This window comes from Halorubrum sp. LN27, from assembly GCF_016635065.1.
GTDB classification, from domain to species: Archaea; Halobacteriota; Halobacteria; order Halobacteriales; family Haloferacaceae; genus Halorubrum; species Halorubrum salipaludis.
The window spans coordinates 1498659-1524638 of the sequence record NZ_JAEPET010000001.1 but is presented as its reverse complement, the minus strand read 5'-3'; the positions used below and the strand labels follow the sequence as shown (position 1 = coordinate 1524638).

Here is a 25980-nt window from a genome sequence, read left to right as displayed (position 1 = left end):
TGAGCTCGCGCGGGGGAGCAACGCCCATGGAACTGGTCACCCACCACGGCCGCGACACCGCCTACCGTGTCTCCGACCGCGGCGGCGACGGTCCGACCGTCTGTTTCGTCCACGGGAGCGGCGGGAGCAAGGACATCTGGAAGGCGCAGGCGCGCGTGAGCGACCGGTTCCCGGTCGTCGCGCTCGACCTGTCGGGCCACGGCGACAGCGGCGATCTCGACGACAGCAGCCATCTCGACGACATCGAGAGCGACACCGGCGACAGCGACACCACCGCCGCCCCCGGAGCGCTCGACGCGTACGCGGACGACGTGGTCGCGGTCGCCGAGGAGACGGGCGCGACCGTGCTCTGCGGCAACTCGCTCGGCGGGGCCGTCGCACTGTGGGTCGCCTTAGAGCGCGACCTGGCGCTCGACGGGCTCGTGCTCGCCGGGACGGGCGCGAAGCTGGCGGTCGCCGAGCCCCTCCGCGACGCGCTCGCGAACGACTTCGCGGAAGCGATCGACCTGCTCCACGAGCCCGACCGGCTGTTCCACGACGCGCCCCCCGAGTACGTACAGCTGTCGCGCGCAGGGATGCGCGACTGCGGACGGGCGGTCACCGAGCGGGACTTCCTCACGTGCCACGCCTTCGACGTGCGCGACCGGCTGGGCGAGATCGCGGCCCCGGCGCTCGCGGTCGTCGGCGAGCACGACGCGCTCACGCCCGTCGAGTATCACGACTACCTCGCGGACGGGATCGACGACTGCGAGCGCGCGGCGATCGAGGGCGCGGCGCACCTCGCGATGCTCGAGCGGCCGGCGGCGTTCAACGCGGCGCTCGCGGCGTTCTGCTCGCGGATCTCGACGGCGTCGACGTAGCGGTCGCTCGTCGCGCGTTGTGCGTCGTGCGCTTTCGGTCGCTCCGCCGTCCCACGTCGTCTTAAAAAGCTGCGGCGAGCGAAGCGGTCGTCCGAGGCGCGTCCCGAGACGGGGACGCGACCCGTGCCTGGAAGCCGGTTGGACAGAACTCGATTCGATGCGACTCGGTCGTCGGCCGCTGTCGGGTTCGGTCCTCGATGTCTGCTGTACTCACCTCGTGTTATGCGTTAACACACGACAGTACTTAAATCGTTCGGCGATCGCTGGCGTCGGTACCCGAGACGACCGGCGTCGATACCGCGGACAACGGATCCCGACCGAGCGGGAGCGTCCCCCCTTTCCACACCTTTTTCGCCGCGGCGACCGTATCCGTGTCCATGTCAGCGTTACGCGACGCGCTCCGGGACCTCCCGGACGCGGTGTTTGCGGACCTGCTCGAATCCGACGAGGGGTACGTGCTCGTCGTCGACCTCCCGGGCGCGACCGCCGAGACCACCGAGGTCCTGGCGGAGGACGGCCGGATCGTCATCGAGGGGCGCCGCGAGAAGGAGGTCCCCGAGGGGTTCCGGTACGTGCGCGAGGACCGGCCCCTGTTCCTCGACGCGGAGCTCCCGCTCCCCGGCGACGCGGACGGCAGCGGCGCCGACGCCGAGATGGACCGCGGGGTGCTCGAAGTGACGATCCCCAAGCGGACCGGGGGCGCCTCCCGCACGATCCCGGTCGACGAGGCCGAGGAGGGGACGGAGGGCGACGGCGGCGCCGCGGCCGAGAGCGATCGGGACGACGACGGGACGCCGAGCGACGGTGACGAGGCCGGCGCCTGACGGGTGGTCACGCTGGTCAACCTCCGCGCCTACTGGCGATTCTTCGTGGTCATGCGGCGCTTCTCGCCGCTGATCGTCGCCTACTGGCGAGACCGGAAGCGGTACTTCCTGTTCGGCGGGGGCCGCGAGGTCGACGCCGAGACCCAGCGCGAGCGCGCCGCCGTCCTCCTCGACATCCTGCTCACGCTCGGGCCCACGTTCATCAAGCTCGGCCAGATCCTCTCGACCCGCCCAGACATCCTCCCGCCGGCCTACATCGAGGTGTTGGAGGGGCTCCAAGACGACGTGCCGCCCGCCCCGTGGGAGGAGTCGAAGACCGTCCTCGAAGACGAGCTCGGCCCGGTCGGCGAGACGTTCGACGACTTCGACCGGGATCCGATAAGCGGCGCGAGCCTCGGGCAGGTGTACACCGCCCGCTACGAGGGGACGGACGTGGCGGTGAAGGTCCGGCGTCCCGGGATCGAATCGCTCGTCGAGGCCGACCTCCGGACGATCCGGTGGTCGATCCCGCTGGTCCGCCAGTTCATCGGCAGCGGGCGGGCGTTCTCCTTAGAGAACCTCGCCGACGAGTTCGCGAAGACGATCCGCGAGGAGATGGACTACAAGCGCGAGCGCGAGATGCTCGAGGAGATCCGCGCGAACTTCGCCGACGAGGACCGGATCCGGATCCCGACCGCCTTCGAGGCGGTCTCCGGGCCCCGCGTGCTCACGATGGAGTACGTCCCGGGGACCAAGATCAGCGACGTCGACGCCCTCGACGAGGCGGGGCACGAGCGGAACGCCATCGCCGAGACGCTCCAGGAGGTGTACCTCCAGATGATCATCGAGGACGGCGTGTTCCACGCCGACCCGCACCCCGGAAACCTCGCGGTCGACGACGCCGGGGCCGTGATCTTCTACGACTTCGGGATGGCGGGCCGGGTGGACCCGTTCATCCAGGAGAAGATCGTCGACTTCTACGTCGCGGTCGCCCGCCAGGACATCGATGGGATCCTCGACACGCTGATCGCGATGGGCACCCTCTCGCCGGAGGCCGACCGCGAGGTGATGGGCAACGTGATGGAGCTGGCCATCGCGGACGCCAGCGGCGAGGACATCGAGCAGTACCAGGTGAACCAGATCATCGAGCAGGTGGAGTCGACCATCTACGAGTTTCCTCTCCGGCTCCCGCCGAACCTCGCGCTCGTGTTGCGCGTCGCCACCGTCGTCGAGGGGGTCTGTGTCACCTTAGACCCCGAGTTCGACTTCATCTCGACCGCGACGGAGTACCTCAAGGAGGAGGGGTACTACGAACAGACCGCCCGCAACCTCGCCGAGGACGCCGGACGGCAGGCCCAGAAGACCGCGGAGGCGCTGTTCACGGTCCCGCCGAAGGCCGACGACTTCCTCGAGCGGGCGAACCGCGGCGACCTCCACGTCGACGTCACGATCGACGACGGCTCGAACGTCCTCGATAAGCTCGCGATGCGGATCGCCTACTCGGTGCTGCTCGCCGTCGGCGTGCTCTCCGCGACGATCCTCTACTCGTTCGCCCAGTCGTGGCGGCTCGCGGCGATCGTGCTCCTGCTCGCCGCCCCGCTCGCCGTCGCGCTCTACCGGTCGTTCCGGAAGAAGCGCGGGATCCGGGCGACGCCCCAGTTCACCAGACAGGGGATGAAAAAGCGGCGCGAGGACTGACGCTGCTGTCAGCACCGCTCACGCCGAGACGACCTCGATCGGAACGAGGAGGAAACAGAGCGCGCCGACGGCGAACGTCCCGAGCCCAATCGCGAGCCGCGGCCAGCCGAGCCGCTCCTCGTCGGCCGGGTCCGCGGGGCCGTTGAACGCGATCACGAGCGCGAACACGCCCCAGAACGCCCACAGCCCCACCGACTGGTCGAGCCCGAAGCCGCGCCAGAAGTAGAGGTACCCGGCGATCGAGAGGAGCGCGCCCGGGACCAGCGCCGCGATCGTCTCCTGTCGCGGACCGACCATCGCCCGGACCATGTGCCCCCCGTCGAGCTGGCCGACCGGCAGGAGGTTGAGCAGGGTGAAGAACATCCCCACCCAGCCGCCGATCACCACCGGATGCGCGGTGAGGCTCGGGTCGTCGTACGCCGTCGGCTGACCGAGGAGATCGGCGATGATCCCGAGAAGCGGCGGGTTGTTGAACCGGATCATCGTCCCCCCCGACGCGTTCGCGATCTCGGCCGGAACCCGGAGCGGGTCGAGCGAGAGCCCGATTGCGGTGACGGCGACGGTCGCGACCAGCCCCGCGATCGGGCCGGCGACGCCGATGTCGAACAGCGCCCGCCGGGAGGGCATCCGCCCACGCATCCGGATGATCGCCCCGAGCGTCCCGAACGGGAAGACGAACGGGATGACGTACGGCAGGGAGACGTCGACCCCGTGGTACCGGCCGGCGGCGTAGTGGCCGAGCTCGTGGGTCATCAGGACGCCCAACACCGCGGCCGTGAACGGCCACGCCCGCAGCATGACCAGCGGGTTCGCCGCGATCTCCTCCCAGCCGATGTAGTACCACCCGTACGCGCCCACGAACAGCGTCGACAGGACCGTCGCCGCGAACATGGCGACGTTGACCCACGGGATCCCCTCGCGCCCGCGGTCGAAGGGCGTCGCGACGACGACGTGGCCGTCTTCGACCGTCTCCACGTCAACGTCGTACCCGGCGTCGCGGAACTTCGGGACCAGCTTCCGCAACAGCGTGCGCTCCGGGACGTACGACTCCCCGACGTACCGAACGCGGCCGTTCTCCCGGCGGACCTCGTCGATCCGGAAGAACGTCCGGAGCGGCTCCGGACGCGGAACGTCGGACCCCCCCGACAGCTCCCCGTCCTCGTGTTCTGGCATCGTCGGTCGTAGCTGGTCGGCGAGTATAAACCCCGCGTCGGGCGGAGCGCCCGCGGATCGCGTCGGACGAGAGCCCGACCCGCGGATCGCAAGGTATTGTCCGTCAGCGAGACCGGACGGAGGGGCCGGTCGTCAGCGGAGAGAAGGGGACCGGAGGGCAGTCGTGGGCCGGTTCGAGTGGGAGTCGTGGGCCGATGCAAGCGGGAGTCGGCGGAGCGGTGCGGGGACACGCGCGAGCGCGTCGTCAAGCGGCGGTTCTTCGGGCGTTCAGGGGGGGGCTAGCGGCGCTTCGGGCGGTCAGGCGGGCTCGACGCGCCAGGTCGTCGCGCCCGTGTACGACCACTTCTCGACGGTGAGCTCCGTGGCGGAGTCGCGGAGCTTCACCATCAGGGCGCCGATCTCCTTCGGCGAGAGGTCGACGTCCTCGGAGATGAACTTCCCTTTGAAGTACATCTCGCCGTCCTCCGCGCGGTCGAGCAGGTACCGCTTCAGCCGCTCTTCCTTGCTGAGGTCGTCGGTCGGTGTCGCGGTCGTGGAGGGGTTCGCAGTCGCGCTCATGGTACACTCACCGCTTGCCGCCGGAGGGTGTTATAAAGGTACCACCGTTGGGTGACGTTCAGGGGGTTTCAGGGCGTTTCACGGTCGGTCGGCGGGCTAAAACGTGTCTGACAGACGTTTCATAGAACCCTCAGAAACCGCTAGACGTTTTATAATTGATTCTAAAGAGTTTCTGGATGGCGTCGAATCTTCGAACGGTCACCGACGGTCAGCCCATTGATCCGGCAATTTTTGACACAATCATGTCGGAGTCGCGCGCATCCGCACGCGACGACGCCGCCCCCGCGGCCGAGAATCTCGTCTCGCGCGCCAACGGATCGCGGCTCCTCAGTCCCGGCGATGGACCCAGAACGTCTCCGATTCCGTCGCCTCCTTTTTGAAGATCGGCACCTCGTCTTTCAGGCGGTCGATTCCGTCTTCGACGGCGCGGAACGCCTCCCGGCGGTGCCCCGCGAGCACGACGACGAACACGATGTCCTCGCCGGCCTCGATCACGCCGGTCCGGTGGTGCATCCGCACGTCGAACACCCCGTCGCGGTCGGTGATCTCGTCGGCGATGGCGTTCAGCCGGTCCTCGGCGACGCCCTCGTACTTCTCGAACGCGAGGTGCGTCGTCGGGTCGTCGTCGGGCGCGTCCCGCGCGCGAACGCGGCCGGTGAAGCTGGCTATCGCACCCGACCGGTCCGCGTCCGCCGACGCCTCGACGCGCCGCACGAGCGTCTCCCGGGTGATCCACGGCTCCGCGTCGGCCAAGTCCGCGACGAGGCGGTCGAGGTCGACCCCGTCGGGCGCGTCGGCGGCGGCGAGGACCGACCCGGGAACGTCCGACGGCTCCGCGTCCGCGCCGAGCAGGACCGTCGGGACGCGCAGACGCGACTCGCCGACAGCGACGAGGTAGTCGTGCTCGGGCGCGAGCCCGTCGAGGAGGTCGTCGAGCCCGTCGACGCGCCCCCGACCCGTCCACGAGCCGTCGGGGCCGAGCGCGAGCGTCGTGTCGGCGGCCGTCGCCGTCCGCCCCGTTCGCTCCTCGCCGTCGGGGTCTCGTTCCAGCGCGACGCCCCCGTCGGTCGCCTCGGAATCGGCCGTGCGGCCGGCGGCTCCGTCTCCCGCGCCGGCCGCCTCGCAGTCGACGACCGCCACCCGCCCGTCGAGCCGGTCCGCGAGGGGTCCCGCGAGGTCCGTCGCCCCCGGGCCGACGATCGATATCGGTTGCATACCCGAACGCGGGCTGCGAGGGGCTTAGGCGTTTCCCGGGTGCCGCGGGCAGCCGGGAGAGTCCGGTTCCGCTTGATAATCCTTAAGAGCGCGACAGGGGTATTCGACCGTAATGAGAGTCGTCGTTTCTGTCGGCGGGAGCGTGCTCGCGCCCGATCTGGACTCCGGCCGGGTGGCCGCGTACGCCGAGGCGATCGAGCGGCTGGCGGCGGACGGCTGCGAGCTCGGCGTCGTCGTGGGCGGGGGCGGCGTCGCGCGCGAGTACATCGGAACGGCGCGCGAACTGGGAGCGAACGAGGTCGAGCTCGACCAGCTCGGCATCGGGACGACCCGGCTCAACGCCCGGCTGCTGATCGCCGCGCTCGACGGGGCCGCGAACCTCTCGCCGGCGACGGGGTACGACGAGGCGGCCGCCGCCCTCCGCCGCGGAGAGGTGTCGGTGATGGGGGGCGTGACTCCCGGCCAGACCACGGACGCGGTCGCCGCCGCCCTCGCGGAGTCGATCGACGCCGATCTGCTCGTCTACGCCACGAGCGCCGACGGCGTGTACGACGCCGACCCCAACGCCGATCCGGACGCGACCCAGTTCGAATCGCTGTCGCCGTCGGAGCTCGTCGACATCGTGCTCCCGATGAGTCGGGACGCGGGGTCGTCGGCGCCCGTCGACCTGCTCGCGGCCAAGCTGATCGACCGCGCCGGGATTCGCTCGATCGTCCTCGACGGCACCGACCCGAGCGCGGTCGTCGACGCCGTGCTCCGCGGGGAACACACCGGGACCGACGTGATTCCGACCGGCACGGACGAGCCGACCTACTGGACGGGGGCGAGCGACGCGTGAGCGCCGACGACGACGCCCCGGACGCGGAAGCGGACTCGACGCCCGCCGACTCGCCCCACATCCTCTCCGAGCAGGCGCGCGGGGCCGACGGCGAGGCGGGCGCCGGAGACGAGACCGGCGAGGGCGGCGGCGAGGGGTTCCGCGCCTTCTGGGCCGACGTGGTCGCCGACGAGATCGAGGCCCGCGACCCCGACGAGCCGATCGTGATCAAGGGCGGCGTCTCCCCCTCCGGGGTCGCGCACCTCGGGAACTTCAACGAGATCATCCGCGGCTACTTCGTCGCGGCGGTGCTGCGCGAGCGCGGCCACGAGGTCCGGCAGGTGTTCACCTCCGACGACAAGGACCCGCTCCGCAAGCTCCCGCGGAAGCTGGCGAACGCCGACGGCGAGATCGTCGGCCTCGGCGAGGTCGACGCCGGCGCGCTCGGCCGGAACCTCGGCAAGCCGTACACCGCGATCCCAGACCCGTTCGGGGAGCGCGAGTCGTACGCCGCCCACTTCGCCGCCCTGCTGAAGGCCGACGCCGACCGGCTGTCGATTCCGGTCGAGATGGTCTCGAACACGGAGCTGTACGCCGACGGCGCCTTCGACGAGGTGACCCGGACCGTCCTCGCTGACCTCGACGGCGTCCGCGAGGTGCTCTCGGAGTACCAGGACAAGGTCGACGGCGAGTACGTCCCGTTCAACCCGGTGTGTTCCGAGTGCGGAAAGATCACGGAGACGGTGACGAGCGTCGACCTCGACGCCGAGACCGTCGAGTACGTCTGTACCGACATGGACGTCGGCGACAACACCATCGAGGGCTGCGGCCACGAGGGCACGGCCACGTTCCGCGAGGGGAAGCTCCCGTGGCGGCTGGAGTGGCCCGGCCAGTGGGACGTGCTCGGCGTCGACTTCGAGCCGTTCGGGAAGGACCACGCCGAGGGCTCGTGGCCCTCCGGCGTCGATGTGGCGCGGAGGGTCTTCGGGACCGAGCCACCGGTGCCGATGGTGTACGAGTGGTTCACGCTCAACGGCGAGCCGCTCTCCTCGTCTGCGGGGAACATCGTCACGGTCCCCGAACTCCTGGAGCTGCTCGAACCCGCGGTGCTCCGGTACTTCTTCGCGCTCCACCCGAAGAAGGCCCGAGACCTGGACATCGAGCGGCTCGACCAGCTCGTCGACCGGTTCGACCGGTTCGAGCGCGCGTACTTCGGCGAGGTCGACGACGAGGATCTGACCGCCTTCGCCGAGCGCGCCTACCCGTTCGTCGTCGGCCGCGCCGACGACCCGCCCGAGGAGAAGCCCGTGCGGCTCCCGTACACCTTCGCGGCCGTGCTCGGGATGGTCGACGACCCCGACTTCCGCGAGCGGCTCGCCCGCGACGAGGGGCACATCCCCGAGGACGCCTCGGACGAGGTCGTCGAGGCCGCCTTGGCCCGCGTCGAGAAGGCGCGCAGCTGGGCGGAGCGCACCGGCAACGAGTACGACTACCGGCTCCAGACGGAGCTGCCCGACGCCGACTTCGACGACGACGTCGCGGCCGCGCTCGACGACCTCGCCGACTTCGTCGCGGCCGGCCACGACGGCGACGCGATCCAGTCGGAGATGTACGAGACGGCGCGCGCGCACGACGTGGAGGTGAGCGACTTCTTCGCCGCGGGCTACCGGCTCTTCTTCGACGACACGCAGGGGCCGCGGCTCGGCGAGTTCCTCGGCGAACTGGAGCGCGACTACGTCGTGGCCCGGCTCCGTCGGGAGGCGTAGATGCCCGAGGACCGCTCACTCGACGAGTTCGGGGGGTCGGACGCGGCGACCGATCGCGTCGAAACCGAACCCGCGGAGACCGATCCCGGCGAAACCGAACCCGCGGACGACGACTCGGCGGCCGCGGAGTCCGACGGCGACGCGGTCGAGGGCGGTGATGGAGACGACGGTAGTGACCGCCACGAGGGCGGCGACGGCGACGAGGTGACGCCCGCGACCGCGACCGCGACGTGGACCGCCGGGGGCGCCGACTGCGAGCGGTGCGGCGACCGCGTCGAGCGGCGCTGGCTCGACGACGGGGACCGCGTCTGCCCCGACTGCAAGTCGTGGTGATTCCTGTCAAAGTTTAATACGTCTCGGAGACTGCCGTTACGTACGCTAAAAATCGGCCGAGGATTAGTGAAATATAAATGAAACTAGAATCCGCTCTCGTCTTCGACCGCTCCCCCCGAGAGATCGCCGTCGCCTACCTGTGTCTCGGGGCGTCGTTCGTCGTCGCAGCCGATCTCGCGGTGGCGTCGGCGGTCGGGACGCTGTCGGCGTGGACGCCGGTCCGCGCCGTCGGCGGGTGGACGGTCGTCGCCGCCTCGTCGCTCGTCGTCTACGGCGCGACCGCGCATCACCGACGGCGAGCGGCGACCGCCCGGAGCAATCTCGAGACGTCGAACCAGCAGCTCCAGGTGTTGAGCCGGGTGTTCCGACACAACGTGCGGAACGACCTCAACATCATTCAGGGGTACACGGACCTGCTCGTCGACCGGGTCGACGACGAGCGGAGTCGAGAGTGCCTGGAGACGATCCGGGAGACGACCGACGACGTGGTCGAGATCAGCGAGAAGCTGCGCGTCATCGAGGACGCGTCGCCCGCCGCACCGGAGGGGCGGGTCGACCTCGTCGACACGGTCAACGAGGCGGCCGCGGAGATCGACCGCGCCGACGTCGCGCTCACCGTCGACGCGCCCGCCGAGGCGTGGGTCCACGCGGACGAGTCGATCGAGTACCCGGTCCGCGAGGTGTTCGAGAACGCCGTCACGCACAACGACGAGTCGGTGCGTCGGGTCGACGTCCGGATCACCGAGACCGGGTCGACGGTCTGTCTGGAGGTCCGCGACAACGGACCGGGGATCCCCGAGGACGAGCGGGCGGTGTTGCGTGCCGAGGAGGAGACGCCGCTGTCGCACGCGAGCAGCATCGGGCTGTGGCTCGTCAAGTGGATGTGCGAGACGCAGGGCGGCACCGTCGGGTTCGAGACGAGCGACGGCGGGACGACGGTCCGCCTCCGGTTCGAGTCGTTCGACGATCCGACGGAGGCGGGAGCCGACAGCGCGCCTGCGAGAGAGAGTGGGCGAGAGGGATCGCGAGCGAGCGGAACCCCTGAGGGCGACGCCGTCGCGGACGGAATCGGTAAAGGGGCAGCCGACGACGACTGAGGAGAAAACGCAGTCGGGCCAAGACGGAGGGACGGTGAGACGGGGGAGGGCGAGCCGCGACGCTAGTCGAGCTCCGTGATCGTCACCGCGTACACCGCGCCGCAGTTCCCGCATTCGACGTGAACCCCGCGGCTCGTCTCGCCGCGGGTGAACTCGGAGATCTCCTCCGAGCACGAACACTCGAACTGAACTTTCATTACTTCCAATAGCGCGTACTAGTATTTAAAAGAACCCGTCTCAAAATCGCGTCTGAAAATCGGTGTGGCGCGACCGGATCCGATCGCCGGAGACCGACGGCGATCGCCCGGTGGCGGCGATCAGTTGGCGGTAGCGATTGGTCGGTGACGCTCAGTCGTCGTCGACGATCACTTCGACCGGCTCGTCGTCCGCGGCCGCGTCGTCGTCGGACGCGCCGCCCGCTCCGGCCGACTGCGTCTGCTGGTAGTAGAGCCCGCCGGCGACGGCGAGGACGATCCACGACCGCCAGTTCGCGAGGTTCAGCGTGTAGCCGATGCCGAACGGCTTCTCCACCAACATCCCCTTGCCGGGCTGCCAGTACGACGAGAGCAGCCGACCGAGGCTCGGCCGCTCGAAGTTGTACGGGATCCCGAGGATCTCCCCCGAAGACGGTTTGTCTGCCATACCGGCACATCGCCCGCCGGGCATATAAAGCGTGGCGCAACGCGGCGTCGCTCGGGAGGGCCGGCCACCCAGCTCCCCCGCCGACCGCTCACCGATACCGTCCGCGGCCCTGCACGTCGCGGAGCCGGTCGAGAACGTCGTCGTCGCCGAGTTCGGCGTAGCCGGCCTCGAACGCCTCGATCAGCGGGTCTGGATCGGTTGCGGTCGCCCGAACGGACCCCTCGAACACGTGGAGGTCCATCGCGTGGTCCTCGACGTGACCGGTGTGGTAGGCGAGGCCGAAGTCGATGAGCGCGGCCCGGTCGTCGGGGGCGAACACCTCCTCCCCGGTCGTCGCCCTCTCCTCGGTCGTCGCTCCCTCCCCAAGCGCGTCGGTCCACACCCGCGCGTTCCGCGTCGTCGGATCGCCGTGAACGATCCCCGCGTCGTGGAGCCGCGCGAGGTGCCGGCCGACCGCGGCGGCGCGCTCCGTCCCGTCGTCGAGCGCGGCGGCGAGGTCGCGGTCCCCGACGTGCTGGAGGGTCAGCGTCGCGTTCGGCACGTCGGCGTCGTACACCAGCGGGGTCGGCACCCCCGCCCGGCGCGCCTCGCTCGTCAGCCGGGCCTCCGCGACGGTCCGGTCGCGCCTGAGCGTCCGGTCGAGCTCGGGGTGGCGGTACTCCTTGGGGACGCGGCGCTTGATCACGCGGCGGTCGGCGGCGTCACCGTCCTCGGCGCCGGCCCCGGCCTCGGCGCTGTCTCCCCCCGCCGCGACGATCTCCACCGTCGCCTCGGCGCCTCGCCGGTCGGCGTCCGTCCCGTCGTCGCTCCCGGGAGCGCGCCCGCGAGCGACCGACTCGCCGTGCCGCCACGTCACGGGCACCTGATCCGGGCGGAAGTTCGGGTCGATCGCGGACTCCCGGACGGGGAGCGTGTCGCCGGCCGCCGCCATTTTCGCGCCCAGCACGGCGATCATCCCGGCGTTGTCGCGGAGGAACCGCGGCTCCGGAGCGTGGAACCGCGCGCCGCGGGCGTCGCACATCGACGCCAGCATCTCGCGGAGCCGGTCGTTCTGCGCGACTCCGCCGCCCAACACGAGCTCGTCGGCGCCCGTGAGCGAGAGGGCGCGCTCCGAGACCTCCGTCAGCATCGCGAACACGTGCTCCTGCAGCGAAAAGCAGATCTCGTCGACCGGAACGCCGTCGTCGTACGCGTCGTTGGCGGCGGAGCTGATCCCGGAGAACGAGAAGTCCATCCCCTTGACGACGTACGGGAGGTCGAGGAGGCCCCCCAGCCCGTCGCTCCCCTCCGCGTACCGCCGCGCCGCCGCCTCGACCTTGGGGCCGCCCGGGTGGTCCCAGCCGACGTGGCGGGTGAACTTGTCTATCGCGTTGCCGACGCCGGCGTCCATCGTCTCCCCGAGCACGCGGTAGCGCCCGTCGTGGTAGCCGAGCAGGTGGGCGTTCGCGCCGGAGGCGTTCAGACACACCGGGTTCTCGAAGCCTGACCGGTGGCGACCGATCTCCAGGTGCGCCACCATGTGGTTGACCCCGACGAGGGGCACGTCGAGCGCCCCCGCGAGCGACCGGGCGGCGGTGCCGACCGTGCGGAGACAGGGACCGAGTCCGGGACCCCTGGAGAAGGCGACCGCGTCGACCGCGTCCGGCCCGTACTCCTCCTCGGCCGCGGTCAGCGCCGCGTCGACGACCTCGGGGATCGCCTCGGACATGTGCTCGGCGGCCTCGCGCGGGTGAATGCCGCCGCTGTCCGGCTCGTAGGGGTTCGATTCGATGAGAACGGAGTCGGTCTCGGCGTCGTACAGGGCGGCGCTCGCGCACCACGCCGTCCCCTCGATGCCGAGAACGCGCATTCGGCCGTTAGGCTTCCTCGGCGTCCGCGTCGCCCTCGCCGCCGATCTTGTTGCGTTCGAGCATGTGCTCCTGCTCGACGTCGAGCGCGTCCTCCGCGCTGTCGTACACCTTCGCGTAGCCGACCGTCTTCCGCATGCCGAACTTCGTGTCCAGCTCGTGAACGACGACCTCCTCGGAGGCCTTGTCGAGCTTGGCCGCGAGGGAGTCGCGGACCGACAGCCGCGAGGGGGTCGCCTCCTCGTGGGTCGTCTCGAAACGGATGTCCGTGCGGTGCAACATCGGGTTCTCCTCCTCGGAGATGATATCGACGTCCATGGTTCAGTTAGGGGTATATCCCCTCGAAAGCTGTAAAAGGATTTCGAAGCGGGGGTGTCGTCGGCGACGAGCGTCCGGCGGTCTCAGCCCGATCCTCACCGATCGTCGTCCGGGATCCGACCGAGCGCCTCGTAGGCGGCCTCGACGTCGCCGTCGAGCGCCTCGAACAGCTCGCGCGCCTCCGCGCGAGATTCCGGCGTGACCGGGACGCGGACCATCCCCTCGCCGGGCTGGCCGTAGACGACGCTCGAACCGTCCGGCGCGGCGAGGATCGCCGGCAGGGCGGCCAGGTCCTCCTCGCCGGTCACCTCGATGATGACCGGGTCGGCGTCGGCGAGCGCCGCGGCGAGCGCGGAGAGCAGCTCCGCCGACAGGGACGCGGCGGGGTTCTCCACCCGTATCCGGCGGTCGTCCGCGGCCGCGAGTGCGGACTCGATCGCGGCGTCGACCGCCTCGCGCTCGGTCTTCCCGTCGATCAGCGCGACGTCGGGGACGCGGCCGGCCTCCCGCAGGTGGTACGTGACCACGTCGCCGACCGCGACGATCGGGGCGTCGGGCGCCACCCGCTCGCCGCGGGTCTCCGCGGCGCCGGCGAGCAGTTCGGCGGCGTCGGTCGTCACCGGACCGAGCGGCTCCTTGAAGGCGTCGCGCAGGGAGTCGGGGAGCGTGAGCATAGTGTGGGTCGGGGACCTCGGGGGAACCGCTTCTGCGCCGTCAGCGGACCTTCAGCGCGTACGAGCCGGGCTTCGTGACGTTCATCTCCTCCGCGATCTGGCTCTCCTCGGGCTGGGTGATGATGACGTAGCCCGCCCAGTCCTCGGTGAGCGACGACGACCCGCAGTGCTCGCAGGTCTGGGAGTCCGGGTCGTTGACGTGGTGGCACTCACGGCACGCCAGGCGGTCCTCGGCCATCAGTCGGCCTCCTCACCGGTCTGTTCGCGGTGTTGTCGCTGGCCCTCCAGCCACTCGTGTTTGCCGAGCCCGGGCTGTTTCGCGGTGAGCCCGATCTTCGAGTCGCGGGGGTTGCGCTCGTCGATGCTCTTGGTCACCACGCGCACCCGGACGGCGTCGTCGACGCCGAGGGTCTTGTCGGAGTCCGAGGAGGCGAGCTGCTGGTTCGCCCCGTCGAACGTGAGGTACTCGTCGGTGATCTGGGAGACGTGCAGCAGGCCGTCGACCGGCCCGATGCCGACGAAGGCACCGAACTCGACCGTCTCGACGACCGTGCCGTCGGCGACCTCCTGCATGTCGGGGTCGTAGGTCAGCGCGTCGAACTCGGCCTCGTAGTAGACGCCGGGGCGGTTGTGCAACACCGCGCCCTCGCCGATGTCGTGGACCTCGATGACGCTCACGACGCTGCCCACGTCCTCGTCCATTCGTCCTTCCAGTTTGTCCTGCAGCAGGGCTTTCACCCGCTCGTCGGTGACGTCCGCCAGGTGTTTCGGCGGCACCTCGACCGTATCCTTGAGTCGAACTCGTTTGTACATGATTGGTTGTCCGCGTCCGCTAGGGTTCCGTTATCGCCAGTGTGTTCCGACCCCTTAAACCGATTACTGGTGCGCCCGCCTCCAGCACCCGGTTCGCCAGCGGTCGATCGTTGGTGACGACGCCGTCGACCCGGCCCTCGGCGGCCAGCTCGACCAGCGCGTCGTCGGCGTACGATTCGTCCGTTGCCACCGTCTCCGCCCGCGTCGCGAGGTCCGCGCCCACGCTCGCCGCGGTCGCCTCCTCGCCGTTCCCGCCCTGCAGCCGGTCTAACTCCGAGACGACCGCGGCCGGGACGACGGCCTCGTAGGCGCCGAGAAGCCGATCGAGCTCCTCGAACAGCCGCAGGTCCGCCTCGACCGGCGCCATCAGGGCGCTCGCGTCGAGCGCGACGACCTCGATGTGGGCGGTCCCGTCGGCCTCGCGGGCGGCGTCGGTCACGCTACGAGAGCGTCCCGACGCCGATGAGCCGCCAGCGCGCGCCGACGCGCCGGTTGATCGCGATCTGCGCGCCCTCCTCGGCGCAGACCGGTCGCTTGAGGCTCACCTCGCACTCGCCGTCGCGCGCGCTCGTCACCGCGCCGACCGTCGTCGCGGTGCCGACCGTGAGCATCAGCGGCTCGCCGGTGCTGATCTCCTCGATGTCGCTCTCGCCGCTCTCGTCGTCCTCCTTCCCGACGACGCGGTCGAGGAGGTCGACCTGCATCTCGAACTCGTTGCGGGTCGGCGGGAGCGTGCCGGGCTCGCCGGCGACCTGCCCGGCGAGCGCGTCGCCCTTCGTCAGGCTCGGGTCGAGTCCGGTGCCGACGCCGAGCAGCCCGCCCGGCCGGGCGGACTCCACGTCGTTGCTGCCGGCCTGCAGCGAGCGCACCGTCGTCTCGAGGGGGCGCCACTCCGTCTGGCCCTCCTCGTCGACCTCGCGGCCCGGTCGGATCTCCAGCCCGTCGCCGACCGACAGCTCGCCCGCGACGAGCGAGCCGCCGACGACGCCGCCCTTGAGGTCCGCCGCGGTCGCGCCCGGGCGGTTGATGTCGAACGAGCGGGCCGCGTACATCCGCGCGTGTTCCGACGGGTCGCGGTCGGGGGTCGGGATCTCCGACTCGATCGCGTCGATGAGGAGGTCGAGGTTGACCTCCTGTTGCGCGGAGACGGGGACGATCGGCGCGTCCTCCGCGACGGTGCCCTCGACGAACTCCTGAATCTGCCGGTAGTTGTCGACGGCGCGGTCGCGGTCGACTAAGTCGACCTTGTTCTGCGCGATGACGATGTTCTCGATGCCGATGAGATCGAGCGCCATCAGGTGCTCTTCCGTCTGCGCCTGCGGGACGTCCTCGGTCGCGCTCACGACCAAGACGGCCCCGTCCATGATCGAGGCGCCGGAGAGCATCGTCGCCATCAGCGTCTCGTGGCCCGGCGCGTCGACGAACGAGACCGTCCGGACCGGCTCGCTCGCGGAGCCGTCCTCGCACTCCTCGTCGACGGTGTAACACTCGGGCGCGTCGACGCCGGGACAGCGCCGGAACGTCGCGTCCGCGTACCCCAGCCGGATCGAGATGCCGCGCTTCATTTCCTCGCTGTGCTGGTCGGTCCACGAGCCGGACAACGCCTGCACGAGCGTCGTCTTCCCGTGGTCGACGTGACCGACGAGACCGATGTTCACCTCCGGTTGTGTGTTGGCTTCAGTCACTGTTGGACCTCCTAACGGAGTAGTCTTATGCGAAATTCGCCCCGTGCGAGTGATAAAGTTGCTGTTATAGGTGCGGTGGCGTGCGCGGTGAGGCGGCGACGAGGGGCCCGGAGCCACCGACACGGTGCGGTGGCGCGTGCCTGCGAGGCCGCTTTGCGGCCGAGCAGCACGCGTGAGGGAGTCGGCCGGCGCTTATAAGCGCCGGCCGACGAGGCTGGGGAGGCGTGAGGTGCGGTCGCTGTGCGGTGCGGGGTGGGACTCAAAGGGGCAGTCGAGAGGACGACGCTCGACGACCAAGCACCGCAACGAGAGAGCGAACAGCGTGAGCGACCGAGTGAGGAGCGCAGCGAGTCATGCGAGTCCTCCCGACTGGGGCTTTGACGGAGTTAGCCGTCCAGTGCCGATCGTGTACAGGAAAGCAGCCGTAACCAGATCCGCGTTCACCGTGTCGGCGTCAGCGACGACCCTCAGACGAATCGGTGATCGCGAGCGACCCACGTCCGACGCGGCTTTACGCCTCACGACCGAACCCACGTCCGACATGGGATACGCCTGCCCCGTCTGCGAGACGCCCCAGCGCGACGGCGAACACCTCGCGCATCACCTCGCGTTCACGGCGATGCTACACGGCGGCGACCACGAGGCGTGGCTCGACGACCACGCCCCCGACTGGAGCGATCGGGAGCCGGCGACGCTCGCGGCCGAGGTGACGCCCCACGCCGAGGACGCCGAGTACCACGAGGTGTTCGAGGACACCGTCGACCGCGGTCGTCCCGACGTCGACCTCGGAGCGCACGACGGCGTCGGGTCGGGCGGTCACGACCACGCCGGTCACGGTCACAGCCACGACCATGCCGACCACGGCCACGCCGCTGGCGGCGGCCGGGGCGCCGTCAACCCGACCGGCGGAAACGGCGGAACCGATCCGGCGGTCGCCGACGCGATCCGCGAGGCCCGCGAGATGGCGCGGGAGGCCGGGGAGAGCGAAGGCGACGCGAACGACGGGGACAGCGAGAGCGACGGCTCCGACGGCTCCGACGACCGCGACGACTCGTCCGCGTAACGGAACGCCCTTTTCAGTCGGCGGCGAACGACGGGTATGGAGACCAGAGGGACGTTCGCCCCGGAGACCCGCGCCGACGCGCTCGAACGCTACGAGGAGGTCGGCCCGGTCGCGCAGGTCGTCGTCCGCGAGGCGACGAAGGCGATGTCGTTCGACGCCGACGAGTACGACGAGCGGGTCACGCCCGAGGTGATCCGGACCGCCCGCGACGCGACGTTCGCCGAGCTGCTCGCGGTCCACGTCGGCGAGGCGGGGGAGTTCGACGAGTGGCTCGCCGAGAGCGCGTTCGACGAGGACGAAGTGGTCCAAATCGGGTCCGAAAACGTCGACAACGTGGTGTGGCACCCGATCCCCTTCGCCGACACCGTGATCGCGGCGACGTATCAGGAGGAGCCCGACGCGGCCGCCAGCACCCTGCGCCGGAACGCGTTCGGGCGGGTGTACCGCGAGGAGTTCTACGAGTCCGGCCGGTAGGCTGGCCAGTTACAAACCGCACGGCCGCCGCTCGCAGGAGAGAAAACGAGGGAATTCGAGGCCGCAAACGGAGAAGTCGCTACCGCGAGACCCTCAACGCCTAGTCGAGCGTGCCCTGGCTGACGAGGGTGTCGTCCTCCAGGTAGTGCTCGATGTGGTGGCCGTGTTCCTCGACGCCTTCGAGGATCTCGCGGAGCTGCTCTTCGGTGGTGTAGTCGCCGAGGTTGTTGGCGAGCTGGATGTGCTCGCGGAGCTGCTCGATGATGTCGCCGAAGATCTCCAGGTCGTTCTCCAGCGAGGTGCGGATGTCGTAGGCGTCGGCGTCCTCGGCGCTCACCGGCGCGTGCTCCTCGTAGTTCGCGCCGCCCGAGAGCGGCACGCCCCCGAGCGCCTGCGCGCGCTCGGCGATCACGTCGGCGCCCTCCTCGAGGTCCGCGGCGACCTCGCCGAGGTACTCGTGTATGTCGTGGAACTCCGCGCCCTCGACGAGCCAGTGGTGCTTTTTCACCTGGTGGTAGAGGACGTACGTCGCGGCGAGATCGGAGTTGAGCGCGTCGACGAGCTGCTCCGCCTTCTCCTCGGGGATGCGCAGCGCTTCGCTCTCGTGGACGTCGCCGTACCGCTGTCGGGCCTCTTTCTGAGTGCTCATGTCTATCTACACGTACACGCGCAGACCACTTAATAGTTTTCACAATAACAACCAGATTTTTTGATGTGGAAAACTATTTTTCCATATCTGACACGGCGCCGACGAGGTCGCGCTGATCGGCGAGCAGGTCGCGGTCCAGCGTCGCGACGAGGTCCCGCTCGCCGCGACCGAGTTCCGCGGCGACCCGACCGTCGGGTCGCGCAACGAGGGAGTTGCCGGCGTACCGGCGACGCTCGCTCCGGTCGCCGCGCTCGCCGTCGCCACCACCGTCTCCGTCGCCACCACCGTCTCCGTCGCCGTTCCCGCCCGCGCTCCCCGTCCGACCAGCGCCGACGACCCACCGCACGCCGTCGAGGGCGCGGGCCCTGAGGAGGAGCCGCCAGTTCCGGACGTGCGCCGCGGGCCACGCGCCGGGGACGAACAGCGCGTCGACCAAGCGGTCGGCGAACCACGCGCTCTCCGCCACGAAGTTGAGGTCGTAACACGTCAGCAGGCCCGTCCGGCCCGCGGGCGTGTCGACCACGACACGCTCGGACCCCGCCGCCATCCGCTCCGCCTCCTCGCCCCAGAGGTGCCGCTTCCGGTAGACGGTCGCCTCCCCGTCGCGGTCGCTCGAACCGCCGGTGAACGCCTCCGGCGGCACGTACGCGGTCGCGTTGAACAGTTCGTCGCCGTCGCGCTCCGCGTACCCCGCCGTCAGCGCCACGCCGGTGTCGTCGGCGATAGCGGACAGTCGGTCGAGCGCCGCGTCCCTGTCGAGCGCGACCGCCCGGATCCGGTCGTCGTCGACGAACCCCGTGAGCGCGTACTCGGGAAGGACGGCGATGTCAACCCGGTCAGGGAGGGCGGCGACGCGGTCGCGGATCCGGTCGAGGTTCCGTTCGACGGCGCAGTCGTCGACGGGGATCTGCGGCACGGCGACCGTCGGTCCCGCGCCGGTGTCGTCGGTCTCGGTCACGGGGAGACGTTGGCGAGGCGGGGGCTAAAGGGCGGGGTCGTCGCGTCCGGGCGAGCGCGACCTCGTCGTCTCCGCGACGTGGTCGCGCTCGCCCCGCCGGCGAAGGGAAACGTCTTAATGGATTACGCGCGCAGTTCGTGGTGTATGAGCAACGGCGACGACGACCCGGCCGACGCCTCCGAGGGGGCCGACGCCGCGGACGACGCGGAGGAGGCGGGCGGCGCCGGCGAGTCGACGGACGCGGCCGCCGCGCCGACGCTTCCCGACGAAGTGACCGAGGACTCGTTGAACGAGTACCTCGACGAGATCGCGGGCCGACTCGACGGCGCCGAGACCGAGGCGGATCTCGACGACGTCGAGGCGCTCCTCGACGACGCCGAAGCGGGGCTCGACGAGGCCGATCTCCCGAAACCGGACGAGGACGACGACGACGCCGACGACCCGCGCGGCGACCTCGAAGACCGGATCGCGGAGCTCCGCGACGGCGTCGAGGAGGCGCGAGGGCCCTACGCCGAGGACGTGATCGACGCGATCGAGGCGGCCGCGTCGACGCTCGAAGACACCGAGTGGACCGCGGACGGGCGCGACGACGCCGCCGACGCCGTGGACGCCTTCGTCGAGGCGGCGTCCGAGTCGGTTTCCGTCGATTCGTTCCCCAGTCACGAGGGGATCGACGACCTCGTCGAGGCGCTCGACGCGGTGGCCGAGGCGGTCGCGGACGCTGGTCTCGACCCCGACGACGACGCCGAAACGATCGCGGCGCTGCTCGACGCGACGGACGGTCTCGAGGCGGGGCTCGACGACGCGGAGGAGTGGGACGACCTCGAGACGCACGAGCAGCTCCGCGCACAGGGGTACTACGACGTGCTCGGCCACTACAAGGACTACCCGGTCGAGTGGGCCGCGCTGAAGGAGCACGAGAAGCGCGGCAACGTCGACATGATCCTGCTCGCGCTCGACTCCCTGCAGTCCGACTTCATGGAGCGCCACTGCCTCGAGGCGTTCGAGCGGATGGGGAAGCGCGGGAAGACCGAGGCGTCGGTCGAGGAGCTGCTCGGCCGCGCCGAGAAGCGCGACCAGCCGTCCGTCCGCATCCTCGGGAAGATGGCGGCCGCCGAGGCGACGGAGACCCTCGTGGAGTACGTCTCTGAGGACTCGAACCCGCAGCTCCAGAAGGTCGTGTTCAAGGCGCTCGGCGAGATCGGCGCGACGGAGGCCGTCCAGCCGCTCGCGAACCAGCTTGACCCCGAGGGCGACACCGAGGATCTCGTGCGCCCCCACGCCGCCCGCGCGCTCGGGCTCATCGGTGACACGCGCGCGATCGATCCCCTCGCCGACGCGCTCGCCGACGACGCCTCCGACGACGTCCGGGCCGCCGCCGGGTGGGCGCTCCGACAGATCGGCACGCGCGAGGCGCTCGAAGCGGTCGCCGAGTACGGCGACGAGCACTCCTTCATCGTCTCCACCGAGGCCGAGAAGGCCGAGCGCGCGCTCGACGAGGCGGCGCCGACCGCCTGACGGCGACCCCGATCCGAGCGACCTTTCTTATCTGATGCCGCGGGCAGACACTCCGTGTCGCCCGAACCGTCCCGTCTCGCGAGCGGCTCGGTTACGAGCGCCGCCGCCGTCGCGCTCGCGCTGCTCGTCCTGACGACCGCCGTGCCGGTCGCCGCTGCGGCGGGCACCGAGATCGGTTCAGAGGCCGCGGGAACCGATCCGGGAGGCGCCGTCGCGCAGTCGAGCGACGGGACGGCGAACCGAACGCTCGTGGCGGAGCAGCCGCGGATCCTCGAGCTGTTCCCGAATCCGACAGCGGCGGGGAACCGCGGCGAATACCTGGTCGTTCGACTCCCCGAGCGCGGGAACTGGTCGCTCTCCGACGGCTACTACGAGGCGGATATTCCGGCGAACGCGAGCGGCGTCGTCGCCCTGTCGATGGATCCCGCGAACTCGACGCCCCTGCTCGACGACGGGACCACGGTCGCCGGCACCGGCGGCGTCGGCGACCCGGAGCTCCGGACGCTCGACGACCACTTCCCGCTCGCCGCGTCCGGCGACCGGATCGAGCTCAGGCGAAACGGGACGGCGGTCGCCGCGGTTGAGTACGACCGCGCGCCCGAGGGGCACCGCTGGCGCGCGGACTGGGGCGAGTGGCGGCCACGCGGCCACGAGCCGCGGGCGGCGATGCGAACCGCGAACGCGACCGTGAGGCCGTTCGTGTTGCCGGACAGCCCGGACGTTCCCGTCGAGCCGCTCCGCGCGGCCGACGACCGGCTGCTGCTCGCCGGCTACACGCTCGAGTCGGAGCGCGTCGCCGACCTGCTGGTCGCGGCCGCCGACCGCGGCGTCGAGGTGCGGGTCCTCGTCGAGGGGTCGCCGGTCGGCGGCTTCTCCGCGCGGAGCGCGCGGCTCCTCGACCGGATCGCGGCCGCCGGGGTCGAGGTCCGGGTGCTCGACGCCGACCCCGAACGGTTCCGCTTCCACCACGCGAAGTACGCGGTGACCGACGACCGCGCGGTCGTCCTCACGGAGAACTGGAAGGCGTCCGGGACGGGCGGGCGGACCAACCGCGGCTGGGGCGTCGTCACCGGCGAGTCCGGGTCGTCGGACGGCGGCGAGGCGACCGGCGGCGATGTCGACGACGAGACGGCCGCAGACGACCTCGCCGCCCTCTTCCGAGAGGACGCGACGGCACCCGACGCCCGGACGTGGTCGTCGTTCCGGAGCGACACCGAGTTCCACGGCTCCGGGACGGCGAACGCGTCGTATCCGACGCGGTTCGAACCGCCGAGCGCGACGGGGGCGGACGTCGAGCTCCTGACGGCGCCGGGGAACGCCGCCGACCGCCTGGTCGCGCGGATCGACGCCGCCGACGACCGCGTGCTGGCCGTGGTCCCGCGGACCGGCGGGCCGGACGATCGGATCGTTCGCGCGCTCCGACGAGCGGCCGACCGCGGCGTCGACGTGCACCTCCTGGTGTCCGGCGCGTGGTACGACCGAGAGACGAACCGCGCGCTCAGAGCGGCGCTGGCCGACGAGCCGATCGAGGTGGCGATCGCCGAGCCGAGGGGCCGGTTCGGGAAGGTCCACGCGAAGGGGCTCGTCGTCGACGACACCGCCGTGGTCGGCAGCCTCAACTGGAACGAGGGCGCGGCGACGGAGAACAGGGAGGTGTTGCTCGCGGTCGAAGACGAGTCGGTCGCGGACTTCTACGCCCGCGCGTACGCCGCCGACTGGCGCGGCGGCGGCGTCCATCTGCCGGTCGGGCTGCTCGGCGGGCTGGGGGTCGCGCTCGCGGGAGCCGCGGGCGTCGCGCGACGCGAGGTGGCGTTCGCGTAACAGGGCTGTGAGAAGGGGCCTGAGAAACGCCGGCGGACCCGCGTCAGTCGTCGATCACGGCCGTCGACGAGAGCGCCTCGTCGATCTCCGCGCCGGCCATCTTCTCGACGAGCGCCTCGATGACCTCGCTCCGCCGGCCCTTCACGAACTTGATCGAGCCGACGACGAGGTGACCGCCCCCGGAGACGCCCGCCTCGGGGAGCTCCTCGTTCAGCTCGGTCACCATGTTCGGGATGTCGAGGCGGACCCCGTCGGACCGGAGCACGCAGAAGTCGGGGCCGTAGCCGATCGTGATGACCGGGTCGCCCGTCTCCTGGACGCGGGTGTCGTGGAGCTCGCCGGTCGTCTTCCCGGGCGCGGGGTAGGTGAACCGGTGGGCGTACTCGTCCAAGTCGATGCGGTAGAGGTGCGCGCCGGAGGCGAGCCGCTCGTGGTCGACGTGGTCGTCGACCGCGTCGAGCTGGCGTTGCACGTCGCGGTCCGCCCGCTCGGAGAGGAACTCGACGAGCTCCTCGTGGCGCTCCTCGTCCTCGCAGCCCACGTTGAGGGCGTCGTTGACGAGCGTCTTCCCCTCGGAGTAGCGCAGCCAGTGGGCGGCGTAGTCGAGCGCCTCGCCGATGTCGAGCAGGTCCGACTCGTCGTAGCCGGCGTCTTCGGCGAGAGCGATGTAGTCGTCCATCGCCTCCGCCTTCGAGCGGTCGGAGAGCCCGGCGACGGCCGGGACGTGCTCCAGCTCCTCGGTGATCGACGGGTCGATCAGGCGGGCGAGCTCGACGCACATCATCCCCGTCGTGACCCGGTAGTCCTCGTCGTGGAGGTAGGGGTTGACGTGGGCGTCGAGCAGCGGCTCGACCGCCTCGGGGTCGGGGTGGTGGTGGTCGACGGCCGCGATGGGGATGTCGTAGTGCGCAAGGTTCTCGTAGGCGGGCACGTCCTCCTCGGTCGACCCGTTGTCGAGCATCAGCAGGAAGGGGAGCTTCTGCCCGTGGCGGGCGCGGCCCTCCAACGCGAAGTTGAGGTCGCGGGTCACGTCCTCCATTTCGTAGTACGGCGCCTTGCTCGGGAGCCGCTTGAACAGGTGGCGGGCCGCGTCCGGGTCCTCGTGCACGTCGCGGACGAAGTTCTCCAAGGCGAGCTGGACGGGGATCGCGGCGCACATCCCGTCGCCGTCGGCGTGGTGCCGGACGCGGATCGGGCGGCCGGCGAGCACGGTGCGACGGAGCAGCCGGGCGAGCTCGCGGAGGTCATCGTGGATCGGCTCGAACGCCTCCCACTCGACGAGGGGGTCGACGTCGGCGGGCGCGGCGCGCTCGTCGAGGGCCGCCTCGAACCGCTCGCGGGCCTCGGTCGCCCGCTCCTCGGGGAGCCGCTTCAGCGAGTCGACCTCCAGCTGGAGGGCGTTCTCGCGGGTCTCGATCGTCCCGCTGACGTGGACCATGTCGCCGACCTCGACCTCGGGGTACGCGCGGACGCCGGCCTCCTCGAAGGCGGCACAGGAGACGACGCCGGAGGCGTCCGCGACGGCGAAGATCGTCGGGCCGCCCGTCTGTTTCGCCTGCACGATCTCCCCCTCGACCGTGACCTCGTCGCCGGGCGCGAGCCCGCGGACCCGGGAGACGGTCGGCTCGTGGGCGACCGTCTCCGTGCGGTAGTCGTCGAGGTCCTCGTCGTCGAACGCCACGTCGCCGTTCTCCTTCACCTCGGTCAGCCGGACGACCAGCCGGTCGCCGACGGCGTAGGTGCCGTCGAGGTTCGACTCGTGGACGAGCCCAGAGAGGGCGTCCGAGACGTCGACGAAGATCCCGTAGTCGACGACGCCGTTGACCTCGGCGTGGTACAGCGCGTCGACCTCGGCGTCTTCGAGGGTGCAGTCCGGTGCCAGATCGTAGACGGTCGGCCGGTCGTCGGCCGCCCCCTCCGCCGCGTCGGCGTCGAGTTCGGGGCTCGAATCGCCCCGCGTGCCGGAATCCCCGGCGGTGTTCTCGCTCATGGACGCTCATCGGGAACGGGCGGTGTTAAGCCTGTTCTCTCGCGTCTCGGCCGCGTCAGGCATCGGAGTTCGGCCGCGATCCCGGCGGATCGTCGACCGCCGCCCCGCGGTCCGGAATCCATATGGGGCGACGGACCCTCCCGTCGCGTATGCGACTGTTCCGCTCGGACGAGCTCCTCGGGATCGCCCGGGAGACCATGGAGTTCGTCCTCGAGGCGAGCGAGGAGAGCCACCCCGACGAGTACATGGGGTTCCTCCGCGCGGACGACGCCCGGAAGCTCGACCTCGACCGGGACGGACAGGTGATCACCGACGTGCTCGTCATCCCGGGCACGGAGTCGAACCCGACGAGCGCGAGCGTCCGCACCCACATGAAGCCGAACGACATGCGTGCGGTCGGCTCGGTCCACTCCCACCCGAACGGCGCGCTCCGCCCGAGCGACGCCGACCTCGCGACGTTCGGACAGGGACGCGTTCACATCATCGTCGGCGCGCCGTACGGGTGGGGCGACTGGAAGGCGTTCGACAACGAGGGGAGACAGACGACCCTCGACGTGCTCGACGTGGAGGTCCCCGACGAGCACTTCTTCGATTTCACGCAGGAGGACATCGACCGCGAGCTCGGCGAGGAGCGACGCGACGGCGGGGGCTTCCTCTCGTGGTTCCGATGACGCGGGTCGTCGCGCAGGGGACCTTCGACCTGCTCCACCCCGGCCACGTCCACTACCTGGAGGACGCGGCGACGTACGGCGACGAGCTCCACGCCATCGTCGCCCGCCGCGCCAACGTCACCCACAAGCCGGCGCCGATCCTCTGTGCCGAGCAGCGCCGCGACATGGTCGCCGCGCTCGACGCGGTCGACGAGGCGCACCTCGGGCACCCCGAGGACGTGTTCGTCCCCATCGAACGCCTCGACCCCGACGTGATCGTGTTGGGGTTCGACCAGCACCACGACGAGGCCGACATCGCCGACGCGCTCGCCCAACGCGGCATCGACTGCCGGGTCGAACGCGCCTCGGCCCGGGACCCGCGGTACGAGGACGAACTGCTCTCCAGCGGCGACATCGTCGATCGGGTTCTCTGGGAGCGCGGCGGTGCGGGCTCCGACGGGACGTGACGACGGCGCGGACTCGGACAAGACGTGACGACGGCGCGGGTCCCGGGGCGACCGCAGTCGTGTGACCGTCGCGTGGCTCCGATTCGACGAA

At 70.6% G+C, this 25980-nt stretch carries 28 protein-coding genes; 13 read left to right on the top strand and 15 right to left on the bottom strand.

All coding sequences use genetic code 11. The features are described from left to right. Window positions 1–26: 26 nt before the first annotated feature. From JIN95_RS07550 to JIN95_RS07540, 3 genes are all read left to right on the top strand, one after another. Window positions 27–860, top strand: a complete 834-nt coding sequence (locus JIN95_RS07550; protein WP_200530989.1) for an alpha/beta hydrolase — start codon at window positions 27–29, stop codon at window positions 858–860. A gap of 377 nt (window positions 861–1237) precedes the next feature. After that, complete coding sequence (locus JIN95_RS07545) at window positions 1238–1684, top strand: Hsp20/alpha crystallin family protein (RefSeq protein WP_095636812.1); 447 nt, start codon at window positions 1238–1240, stop codon at window positions 1682–1684. A 3-nt stretch (window positions 1685–1687) separates the two neighbouring features. Continuing rightward, complete coding sequence (locus JIN95_RS07540; RefSeq protein WP_200530988.1) at window positions 1688–3361, top strand: AarF/ABC1/UbiB kinase family protein; 1674 nt, start codon at window positions 1688–1690, stop codon at window positions 3359–3361. 18 nt (window positions 3362–3379) lie between these two features. On the opposite strand, the gene JIN95_RS07535 is transcribed toward JIN95_RS07540, so the two are convergent. From JIN95_RS07535 to JIN95_RS07525, 3 genes are all read right to left on the bottom strand, one after another. Next, entirely contained in the window at window positions 3380–4534 is a 1155-nt protein-coding gene (locus tag JIN95_RS07535; RefSeq protein WP_200530987.1) for a site-2 protease family protein, read from the bottom strand. Between the two features lie 297 nt (window positions 4535–4831). Further along, a complete protein-coding gene (locus JIN95_RS07530; protein WP_095636815.1) occupies window positions 4832–5092 on the bottom strand; it encodes a hypothetical protein in 261 nt (86 codons plus the stop codon). Window positions 5093–5419: 327 nt separating this feature from the next. Further along, window positions 5420–6307 carry a molybdopterin synthase gene (locus JIN95_RS07525; protein ID WP_200530986.1) on the bottom strand — a complete coding sequence of 296 codons (888 nt, stop codon included), beginning with the start codon at window positions 6305–6307 and terminating at the stop codon, window positions 5420–5422. A 112-nt stretch (window positions 6308–6419) separates the two neighbouring features. On the opposite strand from JIN95_RS07525, the gene pyrH reads away from it, so the two are divergent. The 4 genes from pyrH to JIN95_RS07505 all read left to right on the top strand — a co-directional run bounded on the left by pyrH (window position 6420) and on the right by JIN95_RS07505 (window position 10320). Continuing rightward, window positions 6420–7145, top strand: a complete 726-nt coding sequence (gene pyrH / locus JIN95_RS07520; protein WP_095636817.1) for a UMP kinase — start codon at window positions 6420–6422, stop codon at window positions 7143–7145. Further along, entirely contained in the window at window positions 7142–8890 is a 1749-nt protein-coding gene (gene lysS, locus JIN95_RS07515; protein ID WP_200530985.1) for a lysine--tRNA ligase, read from the top strand. The genes pyrH and lysS overlap by 4 nt, the downstream gene beginning before the upstream one ends. Then, a complete protein-coding gene (locus tag JIN95_RS07510; RefSeq protein WP_095636819.1) occupies window positions 8891–9223 on the top strand; it encodes a hypothetical protein in 333 nt (110 codons plus the stop codon). 77 nt (window positions 9224–9300) lie between these two features. After that, complete coding sequence (locus JIN95_RS07505) at window positions 9301–10320, top strand: HAMP domain-containing sensor histidine kinase (protein ID WP_200530984.1); 1020 nt, start codon at window positions 9301–9303, stop codon at window positions 10318–10320. Window positions 10321–10382: 62 nt separating this feature from the next. On the opposite strand, the gene JIN95_RS16405 is transcribed toward JIN95_RS07505, so the two are convergent. The 9 genes from JIN95_RS16405 to JIN95_RS07465 all read right to left on the bottom strand — a co-directional run bounded on the left by JIN95_RS16405 (window position 10383) and on the right by JIN95_RS07465 (window position 16299). After that, window positions 10383–10517, bottom strand: a complete 135-nt coding sequence (locus JIN95_RS16405) for a hypothetical protein (protein WP_006114415.1) — start codon at window positions 10515–10517, stop codon at window positions 10383–10385. A 151-nt stretch (window positions 10518–10668) separates the two neighbouring features. Then, window positions 10669–10962 (bottom strand): DUF5808 domain-containing protein, encoded by a 294-nt coding sequence (locus JIN95_RS07500; protein WP_095636821.1) that lies wholly within the window; start codon window positions 10960–10962, stop codon window positions 10669–10671. A gap of 88 nt (window positions 10963–11050) precedes the next feature. Next, on the bottom strand, window positions 11051–12811 hold the full coding sequence (locus JIN95_RS07495; protein ID WP_200530983.1) for a bifunctional N(6)-L-threonylcarbamoyladenine synthase/serine/threonine protein kinase: 1761 nt from the start codon (window positions 12809–12811) through the stop codon (window positions 11051–11053). 7 nt (window positions 12812–12818) lie between these two features. Then, entirely contained in the window at window positions 12819–13127 is a 309-nt protein-coding gene (locus JIN95_RS07490) for a 30S ribosomal protein S24e (protein ID WP_095636823.1), read from the bottom strand. A 95-nt stretch (window positions 13128–13222) separates the two neighbouring features. Next, entirely contained in the window at window positions 13223–13801 is a 579-nt protein-coding gene (locus JIN95_RS07485) for a DUF359 domain-containing protein (protein WP_095636824.1), read from the bottom strand. A 40-nt stretch (window positions 13802–13841) separates the two neighbouring features. After that, window positions 13842–14039, bottom strand: coding sequence for a transcription elongation factor subunit Spt4 (gene spt4 / locus JIN95_RS07480; protein WP_004047158.1), 198 nt, complete (start codon window positions 14037–14039; stop codon window positions 13842–13844). Then, the gene (locus JIN95_RS07475; protein ID WP_095636825.1) at window positions 14039–14614 is read right to left on the bottom strand and encodes a DNA-directed RNA polymerase; all 576 of its coding nucleotides are present in this window, start codon (window positions 14612–14614) and stop codon (window positions 14039–14041) included. The genes spt4 and JIN95_RS07475 overlap by 1 nt, the downstream gene beginning before the upstream one ends. A 19-nt stretch (window positions 14615–14633) precedes the next feature. Next, on the bottom strand, window positions 14634–15053 hold the full coding sequence (locus tag JIN95_RS07470; RefSeq protein ID WP_095636826.1) for a DUF188 domain-containing protein: 420 nt from the start codon (window positions 15051–15053) through the stop codon (window positions 14634–14636). A 1-nt stretch (window position 15054) separates the two neighbouring features. After that, complete coding sequence (locus JIN95_RS07465; protein WP_095636827.1) at window positions 15055–16299, bottom strand: translation initiation factor IF-2 subunit gamma; 1245 nt, start codon at window positions 16297–16299, stop codon at window positions 15055–15057. Window positions 16300–16840: 541 nt separating this feature from the next. Between JIN95_RS07465 and JIN95_RS07460 the strand changes: the two genes are divergently transcribed. Together JIN95_RS07460 and JIN95_RS07455 are read left to right on the top strand one after the other, a co-directional pair. Then, the gene (locus JIN95_RS07460) at window positions 16841–17362 is read left to right on the top strand and encodes a DUF5810 domain-containing protein (protein WP_095636828.1); all 522 of its coding nucleotides are present in this window, start codon (window positions 16841–16843) and stop codon (window positions 17360–17362) included. Window positions 17363–17398: 36 nt separating this feature from the next. Beyond that, the gene (locus JIN95_RS07455; RefSeq protein ID WP_200530982.1) at window positions 17399–17836 is read left to right on the top strand and encodes a DUF5809 family protein; all 438 of its coding nucleotides are present in this window, start codon (window positions 17399–17401) and stop codon (window positions 17834–17836) included. 100 nt (window positions 17837–17936) lie between these two features. On the opposite strand, the gene dpsA is transcribed toward JIN95_RS07455, so the two are convergent. Together dpsA and JIN95_RS07445 are read right to left on the bottom strand one after the other, a co-directional pair. Next, window positions 17937–18485, bottom strand: a complete 549-nt coding sequence (dpsA, locus tag JIN95_RS07450) for a DNA starvation/stationary phase protection protein DpsA (protein ID WP_200530981.1) — start codon at window positions 18483–18485, stop codon at window positions 17937–17939. A gap of 73 nt (window positions 18486–18558) precedes the next feature. Beyond that, window positions 18559–19443 (bottom strand): carbon-nitrogen hydrolase family protein, encoded by an 885-nt coding sequence (locus tag JIN95_RS07445; protein WP_200530980.1) that lies wholly within the window; start codon window positions 19441–19443, stop codon window positions 18559–18561. Between the two features lie 144 nt (window positions 19444–19587). Here JIN95_RS07445 and JIN95_RS07440 point away from each other — a divergent pair, with 144 nt between their 5' ends. Both JIN95_RS07440 and JIN95_RS07435 read left to right on the top strand, forming a co-directional pair. Then, a complete protein-coding gene (locus JIN95_RS07440; protein ID WP_200530979.1) occupies window positions 19588–20961 on the top strand; it encodes a HEAT repeat domain-containing protein in 1374 nt (457 codons plus the stop codon). Between the two features lie 54 nt (window positions 20962–21015). Next, entirely contained in the window at window positions 21016–22782 is a 1767-nt protein-coding gene (locus JIN95_RS07435) for a phospholipase D-like domain-containing protein (RefSeq protein WP_200530978.1), read from the top strand. Window positions 22783–22825: 43 nt separating this feature from the next. Here JIN95_RS07435 and JIN95_RS07430 read toward each other — a convergent pair whose 3' ends face one another. Beyond that, entirely contained in the window at window positions 22826–24772 is a 1947-nt protein-coding gene (locus JIN95_RS07430) for an OB-fold nucleic acid binding domain-containing protein (RefSeq protein ID WP_200530977.1), read from the bottom strand. Window positions 24773–24921: 149 nt separating this feature from the next. Between JIN95_RS07430 and JIN95_RS07425 the strand changes: the two genes are divergently transcribed. Beyond that, window positions 24922–25443, top strand: coding sequence for a Mov34/MPN/PAD-1 family protein (locus JIN95_RS07425; protein ID WP_095636834.1), 522 nt, complete (start codon window positions 24922–24924; stop codon window positions 25441–25443). Then, window positions 25440–25889, top strand: coding sequence for an adenylyltransferase/cytidyltransferase family protein (locus tag JIN95_RS07420; protein WP_200530976.1), 450 nt, complete (start codon window positions 25440–25442; stop codon window positions 25887–25889). The genes JIN95_RS07425 and JIN95_RS07420 overlap by 4 nt, the downstream gene beginning before the upstream one ends. The last annotated feature ends 91 nt before the right edge of the window (window positions 25890–25980 follow it).